Source organism: Microbacterium gorillae (assembly GCF_050990725.1).
Classification (GTDB): domain Bacteria; phylum Actinomycetota; class Actinomycetes; order Actinomycetales; family Microbacteriaceae; genus Microbacterium; species Microbacterium gorillae_A.
Genome location: NZ_CP158844.1, coordinates 1,484,920 through 1,501,730, shown reverse-complemented (window position 1 = coordinate 1,501,730; position 16,811 = coordinate 1,484,920). Strand labels below are relative to the sequence as shown.

At 67.2% G+C, this 16,811-nt stretch carries 14 protein-coding genes; 9 read left to right on the top strand and 5 right to left on the bottom strand.

Features of this window, described 5'->3' with window-relative positions; genetic code table 11:
• Nucleotides 1-26 precede the first annotated feature (26 nt).
• The 3 genes from ABTV68_RS06550 (at nucleotide 27) to ABTV68_RS06540 (ending at nucleotide 4,468) form a co-directional block, all read left to right on the top strand.
• On the top strand, nucleotides 27-1,130 hold the full coding sequence (locus ABTV68_RS06550) for an LOG family protein (RefSeq protein ID WP_433676806.1): 1,104 nt from the start codon (nucleotides 27-29) through the stop codon (nucleotides 1,128-1,130).
• Between the two features lie 169 nt (nucleotides 1,131-1,299).
• A complete protein-coding gene (locus ABTV68_RS06545) occupies nucleotides 1,300-2,598 on the top strand; it encodes an MFS transporter (RefSeq protein ID WP_433676805.1) in 1,299 nt (432 codons plus the stop codon).
• Nucleotides 2,599-2,938: 340 nt separating this feature from the next.
• A complete protein-coding gene (locus ABTV68_RS06540) occupies nucleotides 2,939-4,468 on the top strand; it encodes a serine hydrolase domain-containing protein (RefSeq protein WP_433676804.1) in 1,530 nt (509 codons plus the stop codon).
• A 39-nt stretch (nucleotides 4,469-4,507) separates the two neighbouring features.
• Here the strand turns inward: ABTV68_RS06540 and ABTV68_RS06535 are convergent, their stop codons facing one another.
• The 3 genes from ABTV68_RS06535 to ABTV68_RS06525 form a co-directional block, all read right to left on the bottom strand.
• A complete protein-coding gene (locus ABTV68_RS06535; RefSeq protein WP_433676803.1) occupies nucleotides 4,508-6,025 on the bottom strand; it encodes a DUF222 domain-containing protein in 1,518 nt (505 codons plus the stop codon).
• A gap of 208 nt (nucleotides 6,026-6,233) precedes the next feature.
• Complete coding sequence (locus ABTV68_RS06530; RefSeq protein ID WP_433676802.1) at nucleotides 6,234-6,602, bottom strand: FKBP-type peptidyl-prolyl cis-trans isomerase; 369 nt, start codon at nucleotides 6,600-6,602, stop codon at nucleotides 6,234-6,236.
• Between the two features lie 145 nt (nucleotides 6,603-6,747).
• On the bottom strand, nucleotides 6,748-7,977 hold the full coding sequence (locus ABTV68_RS06525) for a PrsW family intramembrane metalloprotease (RefSeq protein WP_433676801.1): 1,230 nt from the start codon (nucleotides 7,975-7,977) through the stop codon (nucleotides 6,748-6,750).
• A 136-nt stretch (nucleotides 7,978-8,113) separates the two neighbouring features.
• Between ABTV68_RS06525 and ABTV68_RS06520 the strand changes: the two genes are divergently transcribed.
• On the top strand, nucleotides 8,114-8,977 hold the full coding sequence (locus ABTV68_RS06520) for a fumarylacetoacetate hydrolase family protein (protein ID WP_433676800.1): 864 nt from the start codon (nucleotides 8,114-8,116) through the stop codon (nucleotides 8,975-8,977).
• A gap of 117 nt (nucleotides 8,978-9,094) precedes the next feature.
• Here the strand turns inward: ABTV68_RS06520 and ABTV68_RS06515 are convergent, their stop codons facing one another.
• The gene (locus ABTV68_RS06515) at nucleotides 9,095-9,766 is read right to left on the bottom strand and encodes a GntR family transcriptional regulator (protein ID WP_433676799.1); all 672 of its coding nucleotides are present in this window, start codon (nucleotides 9,764-9,766) and stop codon (nucleotides 9,095-9,097) included.
• Nucleotides 9,767-9,872: 106 nt separating this feature from the next.
• Between ABTV68_RS06515 and ABTV68_RS06510 the strand changes: the two genes are divergently transcribed.
• Complete coding sequence (locus ABTV68_RS06510) at nucleotides 9,873-10,490, top strand: ankyrin repeat domain-containing protein (protein ID WP_433676798.1); 618 nt, start codon at nucleotides 9,873-9,875, stop codon at nucleotides 10,488-10,490.
• A gap of 120 nt (nucleotides 10,491-10,610) precedes the next feature.
• Here ABTV68_RS06510 and ABTV68_RS06505 read toward each other — a convergent pair whose 3' ends face one another.
• Nucleotides 10,611-12,077: an aspartate ammonia-lyase gene (locus ABTV68_RS06505; protein WP_433677563.1), complete on the bottom strand. Its 1,467-nt coding sequence runs from the start codon at nucleotides 12,075-12,077 to the stop codon at nucleotides 10,611-10,613.
• 176 nt (nucleotides 12,078-12,253) lie between these two features.
• Between ABTV68_RS06505 and ABTV68_RS06500 the strand changes: the two genes are divergently transcribed.
• The 4 genes from ABTV68_RS06500 (at nucleotide 12,254) to ABTV68_RS06485 (ending at nucleotide 16,768) form a co-directional block, all read left to right on the top strand.
• Nucleotides 12,254-13,333 (top strand): LacI family DNA-binding transcriptional regulator, encoded by a 1,080-nt coding sequence (locus ABTV68_RS06500; protein WP_433676797.1) that lies wholly within the window; start codon nucleotides 12,254-12,256, stop codon nucleotides 13,331-13,333.
• Between the two features lie 126 nt (nucleotides 13,334-13,459).
• On the top strand, nucleotides 13,460-14,770 hold the full coding sequence (locus tag ABTV68_RS06495; RefSeq protein WP_433676796.1) for an MFS transporter: 1,311 nt from the start codon (nucleotides 13,460-13,462) through the stop codon (nucleotides 14,768-14,770).
• Nucleotides 14,771-14,798: 28 nt separating this feature from the next.
• Nucleotides 14,799-15,578, top strand: coding sequence for an alpha/beta hydrolase family protein (locus ABTV68_RS06490; RefSeq protein WP_433676795.1), 780 nt, complete (start codon nucleotides 14,799-14,801; stop codon nucleotides 15,576-15,578).
• Nucleotides 15,575-16,768 (top strand): SGNH/GDSL hydrolase family protein, encoded by a 1,194-nt coding sequence (locus ABTV68_RS06485; RefSeq protein ID WP_433676794.1) that lies wholly within the window; start codon nucleotides 15,575-15,577, stop codon nucleotides 16,766-16,768. The genes ABTV68_RS06490 and ABTV68_RS06485 overlap by 4 nt, the downstream gene beginning before the upstream one ends.
• Nucleotides 16,769-16,811 lie beyond the last annotated feature (43 nt).

Below are 16,811 nucleotides of genomic sequence, written 5' to 3'. Positions count from 1 at the left end.
GATACCGCACCGGCTAGGGTGCTGGCATGCCCCGGCACGTGCGACGCATTGACACCCTCGCCGCCTTCGATGCGGAGTTCAGCGACGTGGCCGGCCGGCCCTCGCTGCGCGGCAGCGTGATCGAGTCGCTCGACCTCCGTGATCGCAGCGATGAGCTCCTGTCCGCCGCCGTCTCCGGTTCGGTGTTCCTGGGGTGCGTGTTGGTGGACGAGGTGGCTGAACGGCTGCGTCGCGCCGGTGCGCTCATGTTCCCCCGCATCCCTCATGTGCCGTTCGACCCGTACCGCGGCGAGCTCTACACGGCGGACGAGCTGTACGGCGCGAACGGGTACGCCGCGAGCCTCGACGGCGTCGTGTACGCCTGGTCGCGCACCCACACTCCGCATTCGACCGTATCCGCCTCTCTCGCGGTAGCACTCCACGATCATTCGATCTCCGCTGCCTTGGATGACGAACTCGCCAGCAGCGCACGGGGGACGGTCGTCGGCGTGATGGGAGGGCATGGCGTCCAGCGCGGCGACGGCCAATACCGGGCCGCGGCGGAGCTCGGTCGCGACCTCGTGCGTCTCGGGCGCACCGTGCTCACCGGTGGCGGGCCCGGGGCGATGGAGGCGGCGAATCTCGGTGCTTATCTGGCCGGAGAAGATGACCAAGTCCTCGATGCGGCCATCGCGCTGCTGGCGACGGCGCCCGACTTTCACGACGACATCGATGCCTGGGTGCGCACGGCGCGCGAGGTTCGCGATCGGTGGCCGAACGGTGCTCGTTCGGTCGGCATTCCGACCTGGTTCTACGGTCATGAGCCGCCCGGGCAGTTCGCCACCGCGATCGCGAAGTACTTCGCCAATCCCATCCGGGAAGCGACCCTCTTGGCGCGGTGCGATGGCGGGATCGTGTTCCTCCCCGGAGCCGCGGGAACGGTGTCGGAGATCTTCGCGGACGCGTGCGAGAACTACTACGCCGACGCGCGTGACGTCGCCCCGATGGTCCTGGTCGGCACCCAGCAGTGGACGCAGGACCTGCCCGCGTGGCCGCTGCTGCGGGCGCTCGGCGCACAGCGCACCCTCGGCGAGCGGATTCGCCTTGTCGATACGGCGGCGGAAGCGCCCGCTGCGCTGGGGCTCACGTGACTCCGTGTCGGGACGCTCCAGCGTCGCAGCGAGGTTCGCCCGTCGCCTGTTTGTTGCGGGACTGCCGGGCTTCCTTCCCCGCGCACCTGATCCTCCTGTCGGTGGGCGCGGATACGCTGGATATCATGCCGTGCGCCGCCCCCATTCCCTCCCACCGGGCGGGCCGCGCATGAGCGGCAGCGCCTTCATCGATCTCTCGCCATTCCGCACCTCGCCCGCGTTTGCGCGGATGTGGATCGGCTCGACGCTCAGCGGCCTGGGCGGTCAGCTCACCATTGCCGCCGTCATGCTGCACATGTTCGCGCTCACGGGTTCAACGTTCGCGGTGTCGATGATCGCCGTCGCCGGGCTCGTGCCGATGGTGATCGCGGGACTGTACGGCGGCATGCTCGCTGACGCGTTCGATCGGCGCAAGGTGGCGCTGTTGGCCGCATCCGTCACGTTCTGCTCGACGGTGACCCTCGCAATTCTGGCGTGGAGCGGCCGTGAGACGGAGTGGTGGCTCTATGGCCTCTCGATCGTGAACGCCTCCGCCAACTCCATCGTGATGGCCACACGCAGCGCCATCACCCCGCGACTGCTGCCGCGCGAGCTGCTCCCGGCCGCATCCGCCCTGGGTGGCATCACGATCGGGATCATGGTGATGGTCGGTCCCGCGCTCGCCGGCGTTCTTGTCGCGACCACGGGCTATGCCTGGACGTACTCCATCGACGTCATCCTCATGCTGGGCCTGTTCCTCGGCTTGTGGACTCTTCCCGCGCTGAAGCCCGAAGGCGAGATCGTTCGCCCTGGCCTGGAGTCGTTGAAAGACGGTGTTCGCTTTCTCAAGCGCGCGGGCAACATCCGGCTGCAGTACCTCATGGACATCGTCGCGATGACGTTCGGGCAGCCGATGGCGCTGCTCCCGGCCATCGGCGCGACCATCCTCGGCGGCGGTCCGATCACGACGGGAATCCTCACGGCGGCGGTCGCTGTCGGGGCGTTCCTGTCGAGTCTGTTCTCGGGCCCCGTCAGTCGCTATCGGTGGCATGGTCGTGGCATTGAACGCTCGATCATCGTCTACGGCGTGACGATCGCGGCGTTCGGAGCGATCGTGCTCGCCGGTTGGGTCGGCTTCCTCGCGCCGCCCACCGTGGATGCGGCTCATGCGAATGTCGTGCTGATCGTCCTGGCGTGCGTGGCGCTCGCCGTTTCCGGCGCGGCCGACAACATCAGCTCGATCTTCCGCAGCACCATGATGCAGGCCGCGGTTCCCGACACCATGCGCGGACGGCTGCAGGGCATCTTCACGGTCGTCGTCACCGGGGGCCCACGTCTGGGCGCACTGTGGTGCGGTCTGCTCGCAACCATGCTGGCGGAGTGGTTCCCGCCGCTGCTCGGCGGTCTGATCATCGTGGTGCTGATCGCGGTGCTCGCCCGACTCAACCCGCGCTTCCGCGCCTACGACGGCGAACATCCCGAACCCTGATCCAGCGCCGCGGTGCAGACTCGGACTCGAACGCAAACTGGAACTGGAACTGGAACTGGGACTGGATCTGGGACTGGATCTGGAATTCGACCTCGGCCTCGACCTGAACTCGAGTGGACTGAGAGCCGGCCTCGAACTGGACCTCGACCTCGACCTGAACGCGGACGCGCACGCGAACTTGAGTTGGACATAGAGCCGGCCTTGAGCTCGAACTCGAACTCGAACTCGAACTAGCGCTGGATCACGTAGAAAATCGCGCCCGACAGGTTCTCAGCGCAGCCCATCCGGCCCTGACCCAAGACTGGGATGCAGTGTGGCGCAGCCTCGTAGACTGTGGCGCATGCCGGCGACCACGCACCTCGACTCCGCACTCGACGACTTCTTGACCGGCCTCAGTGACGATGCGCTCGAACTGCACGGGATGCTCATCGTGCGGGGCGACGCCGTCATCGCTGAGGTCGAGGCGACGCCTCGATCGCTCGCTGACAGCCGGCTGGTGTACTCGGTCAGCAAGACGGTGACGATGCTCGCCCTCGCGACGGCGATCGACGACGGCCTCATCGGACTCGACGATATCGCCGTCGATGTGCTCGGGATCGCAAACGCCGATCCCGACGCCGCACGGTTGACGGTCCGCCACCTGGCGCGGATGTCATCCGGGCACAGCTCCGAATCCCTGGGCCCCATGGAAGAGCTGGCCGTGCGGGAGCGCATTCCCCTGGTCGATGCCTGGTTCCGGCTCCCGCTGGACACCGAGCCGGGATCCACTTTCAGCTACGACAGCGGTGCCACGTACGTGCTCGGTGCACTGGTGCGTCATGTCACGGGCGAGTCGCTGGCGGACCGGGCACGCACTCGCGTACTCGCGCCGATCGGCATCGGCGAGTTCGCGTGGTTCCGCGCCGCCGGCGATGACGAGGGTTTCAGCGGGCTGCACCTGACGATCTCCGATATGGCTCGTATCGGCATGCTGCTCCGCGACGGTGGGGTTTCGCGTGGCCGACGCATCGTGTCCGCTGAGCTCGTCGCAGAGCTCACACGATCCCAGATCGACAACGGCGAACCCGACTCCCCCGACTGGAGTGCCGGCTATGGTCTGCAGCTGTGGCGTTCACGTCACGGATTCCGAGCAGACGGGGCTTATGGCCAGTTCGTGCTTGTCCTTCCCCAGCAAGACGTCGTGATCGCGATCACGAGCGAGCAGACCGAAGGGACCACCAAGGCCCTTCTGGAGCGGGTGTGGCAACATCTGCTTCCCGTGATCGAGGATCCCGTCGAGCGCACTGTCACGCGCACCATCGAGCTGCCGGAACCTCGAAGCGGCGACGAGCTCGCCAACGACATCGACGTCTCCGGCGGCAGCAACACCGACCCCGCGTCCCGGGCATACACGCCAGTGAGCCACACCGGCACCGGCGCCCTGTGGACGGGCTTCTCCCCGGCTCGTCTACCGCTCACTGCGCTGCGTGTGGATGCCGATCACGATGCGCGCCGCTTCACTCTCACCTTCGCTGACAACGAGTCAGCGACGATAGCCGCTGGACACGGCAGGTGGATCGCCGGTGCAATCGGCGGTCTCGGTGGGGGTGATCTGCCGACCGATCCCACCGACCGAAGAGGCACTGTCGCCGTGACCGCTCAGGCAACGCGCACGCAACGCCAGCTCATCTGCGATGTGGTGCTCCCGTCGACGCCCCACCGTTTCCGTATCGTCGTGGATCCCGAGGCGGGTACGTTCGATGCTCGCTGGCGCGGCGAACCGCTGTACGGTGCCGATCCGCGCACGCTCGTCACGGGCGCCGTCCGGCACGCTGTCGGCGAGGCGAGCATCCCGCTCCCCCGCATCCCCCGTGAAGCCCCTCACCTGTGAGGGCAGCTCGGCCCCGCGCTACGCACCGCGCTGGCACGGTCACCAGGGTGGTTCGCCGTCGGGTGACGTTCCACTGCTACTCCCGCTCGAACCGCCGCCGTCGGGTTGGGGGTTCGTGGTGAAGGTGACGGTGCGGGGTTCGGGGTCTTCGATGTAGTGGTATCCGGCCGGGGTGATGTACTCCACAACCCCGGCAGGGTGTGGGGTGATCTTCCAACCCGCGCTGGTCTTCAACGTGTGATGCCGGCGACACAACGGGGCAAGATTCCCGACGTCCGTCTTCCCACCCTCAGCCCAACCCTCATTGTGGTCGATATCGGTATACCGGATCGGGACACGGCACCCAGGGTGACGACAGTGCTGATCCCGGTGAGTGAGGAAGCGTTTCATCTCCGCCGTCGGCCGATACCTGTCCGTGGCGAGCACAGCACCGGTGATCGGGTGGGTGAGGATCCGATCCCACCCCGGCATACCTCCCGTGAGGAGGCGGGCGGTGTCCGCATCAATCGGGACCGCACCGTCCAGCTCGGCACCATCGTCCGCGGAACCGATCAAGGTGAGCACCGGGATCGTGACCGCGACGGTCGCGTGGATGGAGCCGATCGCCGTGTCCACACTGCTGGGAGTGTTCGTCAACAACAGGTCGGCGAAGATATCGGCACGCATCTGATCCACCGTCCGCGAATCACGGAACTCACCCACACCCACACCCACACCCGTACCCACACCCGTACCCGCACTCGCCGCCGTGGCTGTGGAGGCATCCGTGGAGGCGGGGGCAGCATCAGCGACGCCCACATCAGAGCCGGCACGTCCTGCGGCCTTGTCCGCATCACGCAGGGCGTGCGCCATCTGATCCAACCGATCCTTCACCCCGTGCGCGAGCACGGACGGCAGATAGGCATGCAGGGTCGACATCCCATCCAGATCATCCGTCACCCACACCGCCCGGGCACGGCGCGCCTCACGATGACGTCCCGTGATGCCCACATCCCGCACCTCCTCCGCCACCCGCGCCAGCATCCCCCTCAACCGATTCGCAGACTGCACCCGAGCAAGCGGCAACGCACGCCCCACATACTCCTCACGCGCAGGACCCGGCTCGATCGGGACGCCATGCTCCAAGATCTCGCGAACATGCCGGGAACTGATATCACCCTGCGACAACGCAGCATGCACCGCCGGGAAGTCATGCACCAACTGATACGCATCCGACATCCACCGCTGAACCGTCCGATCACTCACACGAACCGCCGCCCCCACCTCCGCAGCAAGCGACCGCAACCCCAGATCGGACTCCGACGACCGCCCCAACGTCGCACCCGAGAGCTCGACCAGATCCGCGAGCAGCGCCGCCTCCAACGCATCCGTCGCCGCCCGCGACCGCGTCACCGCCACAATCGCATCCACATACGCCCGCACCACCGCCGCATCGATATCCGGTTGGCTCGTCGTCTGCCCGCGGCTGCGGGGCACCCGATGAGCGCCCTCATTCACGTCGCTCCCCGCGGCGCGCGCCTCAACCACCGCAGTTTCTGATTTATGTTCCCCAGTCATGAGTTCATCATGACTGAATCAGTGGTACAAAAGTACGAGTCTTGCCCGAGTGTGGATAACTCGATATCGCGAGAGTTGCGGGCAGAGGGCAGGACGCGGAGGACATACCCCAGCCATCCGCACGAGCCTCCGATAGAGCGACGTCGCGCCCCAGAAACGCCGCAGGGCCCGGAGCGTTGCGCTCCGAGCCCTGCGTCACAGATCCGACTCAGCCGACGGCGAGCAGATCGATGATGAAGATCAGCGTCTTGCCGCCGAGGAAGTGTCCTCCCGCGGGGCCGTAGGCCAGGTGCGGCGGAATGACCAGCTCACGACGGCCACCCACGCGCATGCCCGGGATGCCGTCCTGCCAGCCCTGGATCAGGCCGCGCAACGGGAACTGGATCGACTCTCCGCGCCCCCAGGACGAGTCGAACTCCTCGCCGGACTCGAACTCCACGCCGGCGTAGTGGACGGTGACATTGTCGCCGGGGTTCGCCTCGGCACCGTCGCCCACGATGATGTCGCGGATGACGAGCTCGCTGGGCGCGGGGCCGGAGGGAGCGTCGAATTCAGGCTTCGTGCGGTCTGCAGTCATGTCTCCATCTTGGTCGGGAGGACCGGCTACGGTCAAAGCCTCTTGACACTCGTTCGCCACGAGCGCATCATGGCTGCACGCCAACTCAACGCCCGGCAGGTTTCGGAGGCAGCGCCCCGACCCCGGGCGTTGAGTCTGTTCGGGATCAGCGCGAGAGCAGCGCCTGGCGGTCTGCCACCGTACGGTTGAGCAGAACCCACTCGTCAGCGCCGGCCTGTGGGTCGCGTCCGGAGATCGCGCGCTGGCGCACCGCGGCGAGCTCGGTGGCGTCCACGATGAACTGCTTCATCTCCCGCCCGCGGCCACCGGTGAGGTTCCTGGCCCACGTCATTGCCGCACGTCGGCCCGGGCGCGTCGCCAACATGTTGACCTCCTGCGGCGTGAACCAGCCGGCCGCGGCGTAGTCGCTCAGACGCATGCGGGTGAGCTTCGACTCCTCGCGCAGCAGCAGAATGATGCCCACGATGAACAGAATGAACAGCGGCACCTGAATCGCGAAGTACAGCGCGAGCAGGTCGCCGAACACCGCAGACCCGTTCCACAGCGCGTGCAGGCACGCCGCGCCGAGCCAGCCCAGCAGAAACATCCCGGCGATGTTGCCACGGTTGCCCTGACGCACCGCCAGCCCGACACAGAATCCCGTCATGGCGGTGAACATGGCGTGCGCGAACGGCGACATGATCCCGCGGAGGAAGAACGTCAGAGTCAGGGAATCGACTCCCTCTGCCAGGGCCTGCCCGAAGTACTGGATGTTCTCCGTGAACGCGAATCCCGCGGCGATGAGCATCGCGTAGACGATGCCGTCGACCGGACCATCGAACGCGCGCTTGCCCATCACCACCAGGATGAGCAGGCCGAGACCCTTCGCCAGCTCCTCCACGATGGGAGCCTCGATCACCGTCATCAGAGCATCAGCTCCGGCCGTGGGCGGGAGCGCGAACGCGAACGCAATGCCCACGATCAACGAGATCGCGACGGCCGCGATGCCACCCCATCCGAGCGCGAACAGCACCAGCGAGCGCGGCTCCGGCTCCCACCGGTCGATCAGCAACGCAGCGGTGACCACGATCGCGAGCGGAACGAGGGCCAGAATCATCCCCACGATGGCACCGGTGGATCCGATCCCAAGCAGCATGTAGGCCACCACCAGCAGCAGCACGAAGCCGAGGATCGCCCAGATCCATACGGCCGTGTGCCGCCCCTTCACCGTCGGGACCGGCAACTGCGGCACCGCCGCCTGCGGTGCGGGCGCGGCGTAGGCGGGAAGCGTGCCGTATCCGACGGGTGCGCCGTAACCAGGAGAGAGCGAAGCCGTCGACGGGTATTGCTGAGGCGCCCCCATCGGCGACTGGTGGGGACCAGGGCCGAACGTCATGGCTGACAGCCTAGGGTGTCGGGCCCACGCGGCGTTACTGCCGCGCGGCAGCATGCCCTCGGTGCTCATTCGCGCGCCGGCACGACGCATACCCCGAATTCACCCGGCTCTCGGGCGCGGCCGGTAACGTGGAGACATGCGCTTCGCCCACATTCAGCTGCCGGCGAGCCCCGAACCGACGCTGTGCGTCATCGACGAGGACGACGCGATCATCCTCTCCGAGCTCTTTCCCGGCGCGCCGTCCGACCTGAACCGCCTCATCGAGGGCGGAGACGACGTTCTCGCCCGTATCCGCGAGGCCCTCCCCGGCGCAGACCGCTTCCCATGGGCGGGTCAGGTCTTCGCATCCGCCGTCCAGCGCCCGCCGGTGATCCTCGCAATCGGTCTCAACTACGCCGCCCACGCCGGCGAGCTCGGCCTCAAGGCGGACGCAGCTCCGACGGTGTTCACGCTGTGGCCCAACTCGCTCACCGGCCACCACAACACCACCAGCTGGCCGCGTGAACTGAGCGAAAACGTCGACTACGAGGCCGAACTCGGCGTGATCATCGGTCGCACCGCGAAGAACGTGAGCGAAGACGAAGCGTTGCAGCACGTCTGGGGCTACACCGTGGTCAACGACATCACCGCGCGCAACATCCAGTTCTCCGAGGCCCAGTGGTGCCGCTGCAAGTCGTTCGACGGCTTCACCCCGACCGGTCCGTTCCTGGTGACCGCCGACGAGATCGATGACCCGCAGGACCTGCACATCTGGACCATCGTCGACGGCCACATGGTGCAGGACGGCTCGACCGGGCAGATGATCCGACCAGTGTCCAAACTGGTCTCGCACCTGTCTTCGTCAGTGACGCTGCTCCCGGGAACGCTCATCTCCACGGGCAGCCCCGGCGGTGCCGGATACTCCCGCGACCCGCAGATCTTCCTTCGGGACCGATCGACGGTGACGGTCGGCATCGACGGCATCGGCGAACTCGTCACGCACTGCCGCATCCACGACTGAGAATCCCCAGGCCGGGAGGACCACAGGCGCACTGAGTCCGCAAAGCACGTCACCACGGCCCCTCGTCTCGCGGAGCGCGTCCTCGACGACGAGCACCAGCGACAAGGCGAAGAGCGCTCAGCGGACGGTGCGGATCGTGCCGGTGCGGCGGGCCTCGGTGTGGGCGACGCGTTCGCGACGGCTGCTCTCGAGGTGCTCCGTGGCGAGCCGCGCGGCGCGGTCGCCATCACGGTCGCGGATCGCCTCGAACAGCGCGACGTGTTCACCGCTGATGTGCTGCAGATCGTCGTGCTGCGTGAGCGCCCAGCGCACGCGGCTGCGAATACCCCGCATCATCTCCCCGAGGAGCCGATTCTCGCTGAGCTCGGTGACGATCTCGTGGAAGTCGGCGGCAGCGCGACGGGATGCGACAGGTTCGCCGCTGCGCGCACCCTCCTGTTCCTGGGCGAGCGCGGCTTCCAGCCGCTCCAGACCGTCGCGGCGATGACGTTCGGCGGCGAGTCGGAACGCGAGCGGATCCAGGACGGCACGCACCTCGTCGAGATCGGCGAGGTCCGCGTCCGTGAACTCCCGCACGATCGCCCAGGTGTTCGGACGAGGCTCCACGAGTCCCTCGGTCACGAGCTGTTTCAGGGCATCGCGCACGGGGATACGACTGACACCGAATTCTGCCGCAAGGTCCCGCTCGATCAGCCGACTGCCCGGCGGGCGCTCGCCGTCCAGGATCGCGTCTCGCAGCCAGGTGGTCACCCGGACGGATTCGGGTTCGCGCTTGTTGGGGGTGCTCACCCGCACATTCTCCCAGACACATTCCCGACCACGCGATCCAGAGAATCATGGCCAAAATGGTATACCATTGTGGAATTCCGCCGCCTCGTCGAAGAAGGAGCCACCGATGCCTCTCCCCCACATCCTCCGCGAGGTCGACCAGAACTATCTCACGGCGGCGGCCTTGGGCGACCTGCCCGCGATCCGGGCCGCTCTCGAGGCCGGCGCAGACCGCAATGTTCTCGACCGAGAAGACGCGAGCGCGATCCTGCTGGCGGCACGCGGCGGACACCATGACGCTGTGCGGGTCCTCATCGCCGCCGGCGTCGACATCGACGCTCAGGATCAGACCTGCGCCAACCCGTTCCTTCTGGGCTGCACGACGGGCGACCTCGAACTGGTCCGGATCATGGTTGCGGCCGGCGCCGACGTCGCGCGGCGCACCCGGATGGGTGGCAACGGCCTCACGCCCGCCGCCGAGAAGGGGCACGTCGAGGTGGTGCGATACCTCGTGGAGAACACCCGCATCAACGTCAACCTCACGAACAACCTCGGCTGGACGGCGCTGATCGAGACCATCATCCTCGGCGACGGCGGTCCGGTGCGTCGGGAGATCGTCGAGCTTCTCCTCGAGCACGGAGCACGGCCCGGGATGCCCGACCCCTGGGGCGCCTCGCCCGCCGACCTCGCCCGCGAGCGCGGCTACGACGAGATCGTGCGGATCTTGGATGCCCACAGCGCCTGAATATCGCGCCGCGGGATCCCTTGCCGTCACACGCCAGACTCCACTCCCGCACGGATACTGCGGTGCGCCACACGACAAGGGCCGGCACCCGAGGGGTACCGGCCATTGTCGCAAAGACGATCAGGCGTTCGAGGCGTCCTCCACCGCAACCACGTTCTCCGCTGGCTGCACCACAGGAATCGAGCCCGTGACGACCTCAAGACCGGTGAGGCGGGCGGGAGAGATCTGCTTCATGACCTCTTCGCGCGTCATGAGCCCTGCTTCCACCACGAGGTCCGCGATGTTGTGGCCGGTCATCAGCGCCGTCTTGGCCAGCGCGGCTGCCGAGGCGTACCCGATGAACGGGGTCAGGGCGGTCACCACTCCGACGGAGGCTCCCACCATTGCGCCGAGCCGCTCGGTGTTCGCGGTGATGCCGTCGACGCAGTTGACGCGCAGCGTCCACATCGCCTGGCGCATCCAGGTGATCGACTGGAAGATCGAGTGGGCGATGACCGGCTCGAAGGCGTTGAGCTGCAGCTGTCCGCCCTCCACGGCCATCGTGACCGTGAGGTCGGCACCGGCGACGGCGAACGCCACCTGGTTCACGACCTCGGGGATCACGGGGTTGACCTTGCCCGGCATGATCGACGACCCGGCCTGACGGGCCGGAAGATTGATCTCTCCGAACCCAGCCTGCGGGCCCGAGGACAGCAGGCGCAGGTCATTGCAGATCTTCGAGAGCTTGATCGCGTTGCGCTTCAGCGTCGAGGAGAAGGACATGAACGCACCCGTGTCGCTCGTCGACTCGACGAGGTCCGTCGCCGTGGTCACCGGGATTCCCGAGATCTCGCGCAGGTGCGTGCACACGGCGTTGGCGTAGCCGGGGTGAGTCGTGATTCCCGTGCCGATGGCGGTGGCACCCATGTTGATCTCGGTGAGAAGGAAGGCGTTCTCCTTCAGACGGCTGTAGTCCTCGCCGAGCGTGGTGGCGAAGCCGTGGAATTCCTGCCCCAGCGTCATCGGCACGGCGTCCTGCAGCTGGGTGCGCCCGACCTTGAGGATGTCGTGGAACTCCCCCGCCTTGGTCAGGAACGAGGAGCGCAGCAGATCCAGCTCGACGAGGAGGCTCCGCAGGGTGAGCGAGAGTCCGAGTTTGATCGACGTCGGGTAGACGTCGTTGGTGGACTGGCTGCGGTTGGTGTCATCGATCGGCGAGAGGAACGCGTAGTCGCCCTTCTCCCGTCCCGCCATCTCCAGCGCGATGTTGGTGATGACCTCGTTCGCGTTCATGTTGGTGGACGTTCCCGCGCCACCCTGGATGACGCCCACGATGAACTGGTCGTGAAACTCGCCGTCGATCACACGCTGGGCGGCTCGGTCGATGAGGTCGGCCTTGGCCTGGCTCAGCACGCCGATCTCCGCGTTGGCGCGCGCACTGGCCTGCTTGACCATCGCGAGGGCGATCACGAGGTCGGGATACACCGAGATGGGGCGCTTCGCGATCGGGAAGTTCTCCTGCGCGCGAGCGGTGTGGATGCCCCAGTAGGCGTCGGCGGGAATGTCCAGGGAGCCGAGCGAATCAGTCTCCGTGCGGGTGCGCGTCATTGCGTCCATAAGTCAGTTCCTTCGTACGGCCTCGTGGGTCGTGTGTGAACGGATGGGATGGCTCCAGCTTAGTCGGCGGGCCGGGGTCGAATTGCTCAACGAACATGTCATGTCTGGACGACCAGACACCCGAATCGGCGGATCGCGTCCTCTACGCTGAAGGCGGGAGGGCCAGCATGCAGCCAGACAGTCCACGTCGCGCAGACACGAAGCGCGTCACGCTGACCGAAGTCGCGCGCCTGGCCGGAGTCTCCCGTTCCGCCGCATCCTTCGCGCTCAACGGCCGTACCGACCTGCGGATCTCCGCGGAGACCGCAGCCCGCGTCCGTGAAGCCGCCGATCAGCTGGGTTACAGTCCGAATCTGGCGGCCAAGACACTGCGCACCGGGAAGTCGGGAACTGTCGCCCTGGTCTCTGATTTCGTCGGCACCACCTCGTTCGCCAACGCCATGGTGCGCGGCGCGCTGCGAGCCCTGGGCGAAGCCGACACCCTGCTGTTCACCGTCGACACCCAGGGCGAAGCGGCGACGGAGTCACGCGCGCTGCAGAATCTCGTCGATCGCGACGTCGATGGCCTGCTCTACTCCTCGATGTTCACGCGGAAGGTCGAGCTCCCCCACCTCGCGCGACGCATGCCCGTCGTGCTGTTGAACTGCATCTCGGATGAGCCCGCGGTCCCCGCTGTCATTCCCGATGAGCGCGCGGGCGGTCGCACCGCCGCCCGAGCCCTGCTGGAGGCAGGACACCGGGACGGCATCTGGTTCGTCGGGACATTCCCGACGGGCTTCAGCGGAGGTGCCGCCTGGCACGGCTGGAGCCCGCTGGCGCTCACCGAGCGCCTCGCGGGCATCGAGGACGAGCTGAGCGAAAGCGGAACACGGCTCGCCGGCACCATCGCGATCGACTCCGACTGGGACGTGCCGAACGGTCACGGCGCGATGCAGGAGCTCCTCGCGACGGGAAACCGGCCCACGGCTGTGATCTGCGCCAACGATGCCCTCGCGGTCGGTGCCTACCACGCGCTCCAGGAGGCCGGATTGACCGTGCCGCGCGATGTATCCGTGATCGGATTCGACGGCGGAGCGTACGTCAACACGGTGATGCCGCAGCTCACCTCCGTAGCGCTGCCGCACGAACAGCTCGGCCGTGAAGCGGTTCGGATTCTGCTGAACAGCCCGAATGATCCGGGAGTGCGCCGACTGCCCATGCCGCTCCTCGTGGGCGCCTCCATCGGCGCGCCCGGCACGCCGGACTGATCACCGAGTTCACGTGTCGACAAAGCAGGTGTTGACAGCTGCTAAATCCGTATAGCATCATCATCCCAGGGGAACACATCGGCGCGGTCCATCACCATCGCCGGACGACTACAAGGGAGTGCTCGCATGTTCGCAACTCATTCAGCCCATCGCGGGCCCAACTCATGGTGGGTGGGGTTCGTCTGCGGAATGGCCACCTTCGTCGATGCGGGAGCGACGACCGCGATCCCCATCGCCCTGGTCATGCTGCAGTCCTTCGCGCCGGGTCAGCCCGGACTCGACGCCGCAGCGGTGGGCGTGCTCACGGGTGTGCTCACGGCCGGCGTGGCCATCGGATCGCTCCTCGGCGGCGCACTGGGCGATCGGTGGGGACGCCGCACGGTCTTCCTCGCAACGCTGTCGCTGATCACGATCGGTGCCGCCCTCCCGGTGCTCAGCTCGGCTCTTCCGGTCCTCGTGATCGGCATCGCGCTCGTGGGCATCGGCGTCGGCGCTGACCTTCCGGTCGCCCTCGCCACGATCTCCGAGGCCGCCCAGGCGCGTAACCGCGGCAAGATCCTGGTCTTCTCCAACCTCCTCGGTGGATTCGGCATCCTCCTGGCGGTGCTGCTGGCGATCAACGTGGGCACCATGGGGCCGGCCGGCGCCACGATCATCTTCGCGACCTTCGCCGCCATCGCGCTGGCCGTTCTCCTGCTCCGCCTCACCATTCCGGAATCGGCCGCCTGGCTGACCGCACGCGACGAGCGCCGCCGCGGCGTCGCCACCGTGCGTGCCACCCGGGCACAACTGCGGGAGTTCGTCGGTCCGGTGTACCGCCGCCCCTTCCTCACCCTGATCGGCTACTACACCCTCGCTGCGATGTCGGTGAGCGTCGCCGGCAGCTTCGGCACCTTCGTGGCCGTCAACGTCTCGCACTCCACCATCGCCGAGTACAACTCCTGGACGATCCTCGCGATGCCCGCCGCGGTAGTCGGAGCGCTGTGGTTCATGACGGTCGTCGACACCAGGCTGCGGATGATGTACTACGTCGTGGGTGCGATCGGCGTCGTGGTGATGAACCTGTTGCCCGTGGTCATGAACTTCAGCCTGCCCTCGGTGATCATCGCCACTGTCGCCACGGTCTTCTTCGGCGCGTTCTGCTTCGAGACGATCATGAAGGTCTGGACTCAGGAGTCCTTCCCGACCATGCTGCGCGCCACCGCGCAGGGCACGATCTACGCGATCTCACGCTTCGCCACCGCAGCGCTGAACGTCGTCACGCCGGCACTGCTGCTGCTCAACCCGAGCCTGATGTACGTCGGAGTGTCGCTGCTCGCGGCCGCCGGCTTCCTGATCGGCTGGCTGGGATTCCGTCGCCGCACCACCAACGCCTTCGATGAGGAAGACAACCTGGTTGACGCACCGGATGAGCGTCCTGTCCCGCTGTCCGCCTGAGTACTTCCCCGAGCGAAAGAAGAACATCATGAACATCGTTCCTTTCCACGTCGACGTCGACGGGCTGCGCCTGCGCGGATCCCACTACGTGCCGGTGGGCGACGGGCCATTCCCCACCGCGATCCTGTTCCACGGATTCGGATCATCGCGGGTCGAGTTCTCCTCGATGTTCGTCGCGCTGGCCCGCGGGCTGGCCGACCGCGGAATCGCGTCGGTCGCGTACGACCGCGCGGGGCACGGAGAGAGCGATGGCACGTTCTTCGACACGACCGTCTCGCGTGATGTCACGCACGCGCAGGGGGTGCTCGACGCGGTCGCAGCCCTCCCCGCCACGGACGCGGACAACCTGCATCTGGTGGGGATCAGTCTGGGAGCGGTCGTCGCCTCGGTTGTCGCGGCCGAAGCCACGCGCCCGGTGCGGTCCGTGAGCATGTGGTCGACGGCTGCGGTGTTCGCCGACGAGATCAGCAGCGGCATGCTGCAGGGGCGGTCGCTGGACAGCCTCGACACCGACGGGTACTTCGACTTCCTCGGCACGCGTCTCGGCCCCGCGATGCGCGCGGACGCCACCACCTTCGACGTCTACGGACGTGCATCGGGATTCGGCGGCGCGGTGAACCTCATGCATGGCACCGCCGACTTCGTGCCGGTCAGCTATGCGGAACGCTACGCGGACGTCTACGGGGAACGCGCGCAGATCCTCATCGTCGACGGGGCCGACCACGGCTGGACACGGGTCCCCGACCGGGATCTGCTGTACTCCCGCACGGTCGACTTCATCACCGGTGAGGCGGGGGGAGCCCGATGACCGACCGCAGCCACGGTTCGGTCGTCGCGTTTTCCGGTGGCGAGGTTCGCATCGAAGGGCAGCTGGCCCTGGAGGAACACGCCGGTGCGCTGCGTCCCACGCGCATTCCGCCCCATCTCTGGTCGCACTTCCCGCCGGAGGATCAGATCCTGCGCGCCATGGTGTCCAGTGCGAGCGGCGTGCGTCTTCACGTGGAGACCGACGCCACGAGCCTGGAGCTCGATGTGCGCTGCACCGCGATCGAGATCGGCGGCGTGCAGCGCCCCGGCACCACGTTCGTCGCGCGAGTGAATGACCACATCATGACGACGGCCGCGGCTCCTGTTGATCAGGTCCGCGAGATCGCATCACCGGGAGAGGCGACGACCCGGGCGATCCGCGATCACTCGACGGTGGAGCTCGGACCGCTCCCCGCCGGCGCGAAGACCGTGACTGTCTTCCTTCCGCAGGGAATGATCATCGATCTCCTCGATGTGCGCGCCGACGGCGGCGTCCGAGCCCCCGCGCTCTCGAGCAGCCCGGTCTGGATCCACTACGGCAGCTCGATCAGCCACGGCGCGGAAGCCGAGCTCCCCACCAGCGTGTGGCCGGTGCGCGCCGCCGATCTTGCGGGGGCGAACGTCATCAATCTCGGCTTCGGCGGGCAGTGCATGCTGGACCCCTTCGTCGCCGACGCCATCGCGCAGACCCCCGCCGACGTGATCTCCGTGAAGGTGGGCGTCAACATCGTCGGGGCGCGGGCGATGGATCGCCGCACTTTCGTCCCGGCGCTGCAGGGGTTCCTCGATCGCGTACGCGTCGGTCATCCCGACACACCGATCGTCCTGTGCTCCGCCATCCTGTGGCCCGGCAGCGAGGACGTCCCCGGACCCGCCGATGTCGAGTTCTTTGACGACGGCGGACTGCGCTGCTTCACGCGAGGAGACATCGCCGACATTCCGATGGGTGCGCTCACCCTGGCCGACAGTCGTGCGCAGGTCGCGCACGTCGTCGATGTCCGTCGCTCCGCCGGGGAGAACATCGTCTACCTCGATGGCACAGAGCTGTACGGTACCGACGACCTGGCACGGTATCGGATGCCGGACTCCCTGCACCCGGACACCGAGCTGTACGAGGAGATCGGTCGCCGATTCGCGGGGCTGGTGTTCGCGCCGGGCGGACTCAGTCCCCTCCCTGCGCGGGCGTCCTGATCCGCGCTTGCGGCTGACATCGTCGAGCCGCGTCAGCGCCCAT

Coding starts and splice junctions, on each gene's coding strand:
- ABTV68_RS06500 (WP_433676797.1), top strand. CDS start 12,254: ATGCAGCCAGACAGTCCACGTCGCGCAGACACGAAGCGCGTCACGCTG.
- ABTV68_RS06535 (WP_433676803.1), bottom strand. CDS start 6,025: ATGACTGGGGAACATAAATCAGAAACTGCGGTGGTTGAGGCGCGCGCC.
- ABTV68_RS06485 (WP_433676794.1), top strand. CDS start 15,575: ATGACCGACCGCAGCCACGGTTCGGTCGTCGCGTTTTCCGGTGGCGAG.
- ABTV68_RS06510 (WP_433676798.1), top strand. CDS start 9,873: ATGCCTCTCCCCCACATCCTCCGCGAGGTCGACCAGAACTATCTCACG.
- ABTV68_RS06520 (WP_433676800.1), top strand. CDS start 8,114: ATGCGCTTCGCCCACATTCAGCTGCCGGCGAGCCCCGAACCGACGCTG.
- ABTV68_RS06505 (WP_433677563.1), bottom strand. CDS start 12,077: ATGACGCGCACCCGCACGGAGACTGATTCGCTCGGCTCCCTGGACATT.
- ABTV68_RS06490 (WP_433676795.1), top strand. CDS start 14,799: ATGAACATCGTTCCTTTCCACGTCGACGTCGACGGGCTGCGCCTGCGC.
- ABTV68_RS06525 (WP_433676801.1), bottom strand. CDS start 7,977: ATGACGTTCGGCCCTGGTCCCCACCAGTCGCCGATGGGGGCGCCTCAG.
- ABTV68_RS06540 (WP_433676804.1), top strand. CDS start 2,939: ATGCCGGCGACCACGCACCTCGACTCCGCACTCGACGACTTCTTGACC.
- ABTV68_RS06545 (WP_433676805.1), top strand. CDS start 1,300: ATGAGCGGCAGCGCCTTCATCGATCTCTCGCCATTCCGCACCTCGCCC.
- ABTV68_RS06495 (WP_433676796.1), top strand. CDS start 13,460: ATGTTCGCAACTCATTCAGCCCATCGCGGGCCCAACTCATGGTGGGTG.
- ABTV68_RS06550 (WP_433676806.1), top strand. CDS start 27: ATGCCCCGGCACGTGCGACGCATTGACACCCTCGCCGCCTTCGATGCG.
- ABTV68_RS06530 (WP_433676802.1), bottom strand. CDS start 6,602: ATGACTGCAGACCGCACGAAGCCTGAATTCGACGCTCCCTCCGGCCCC.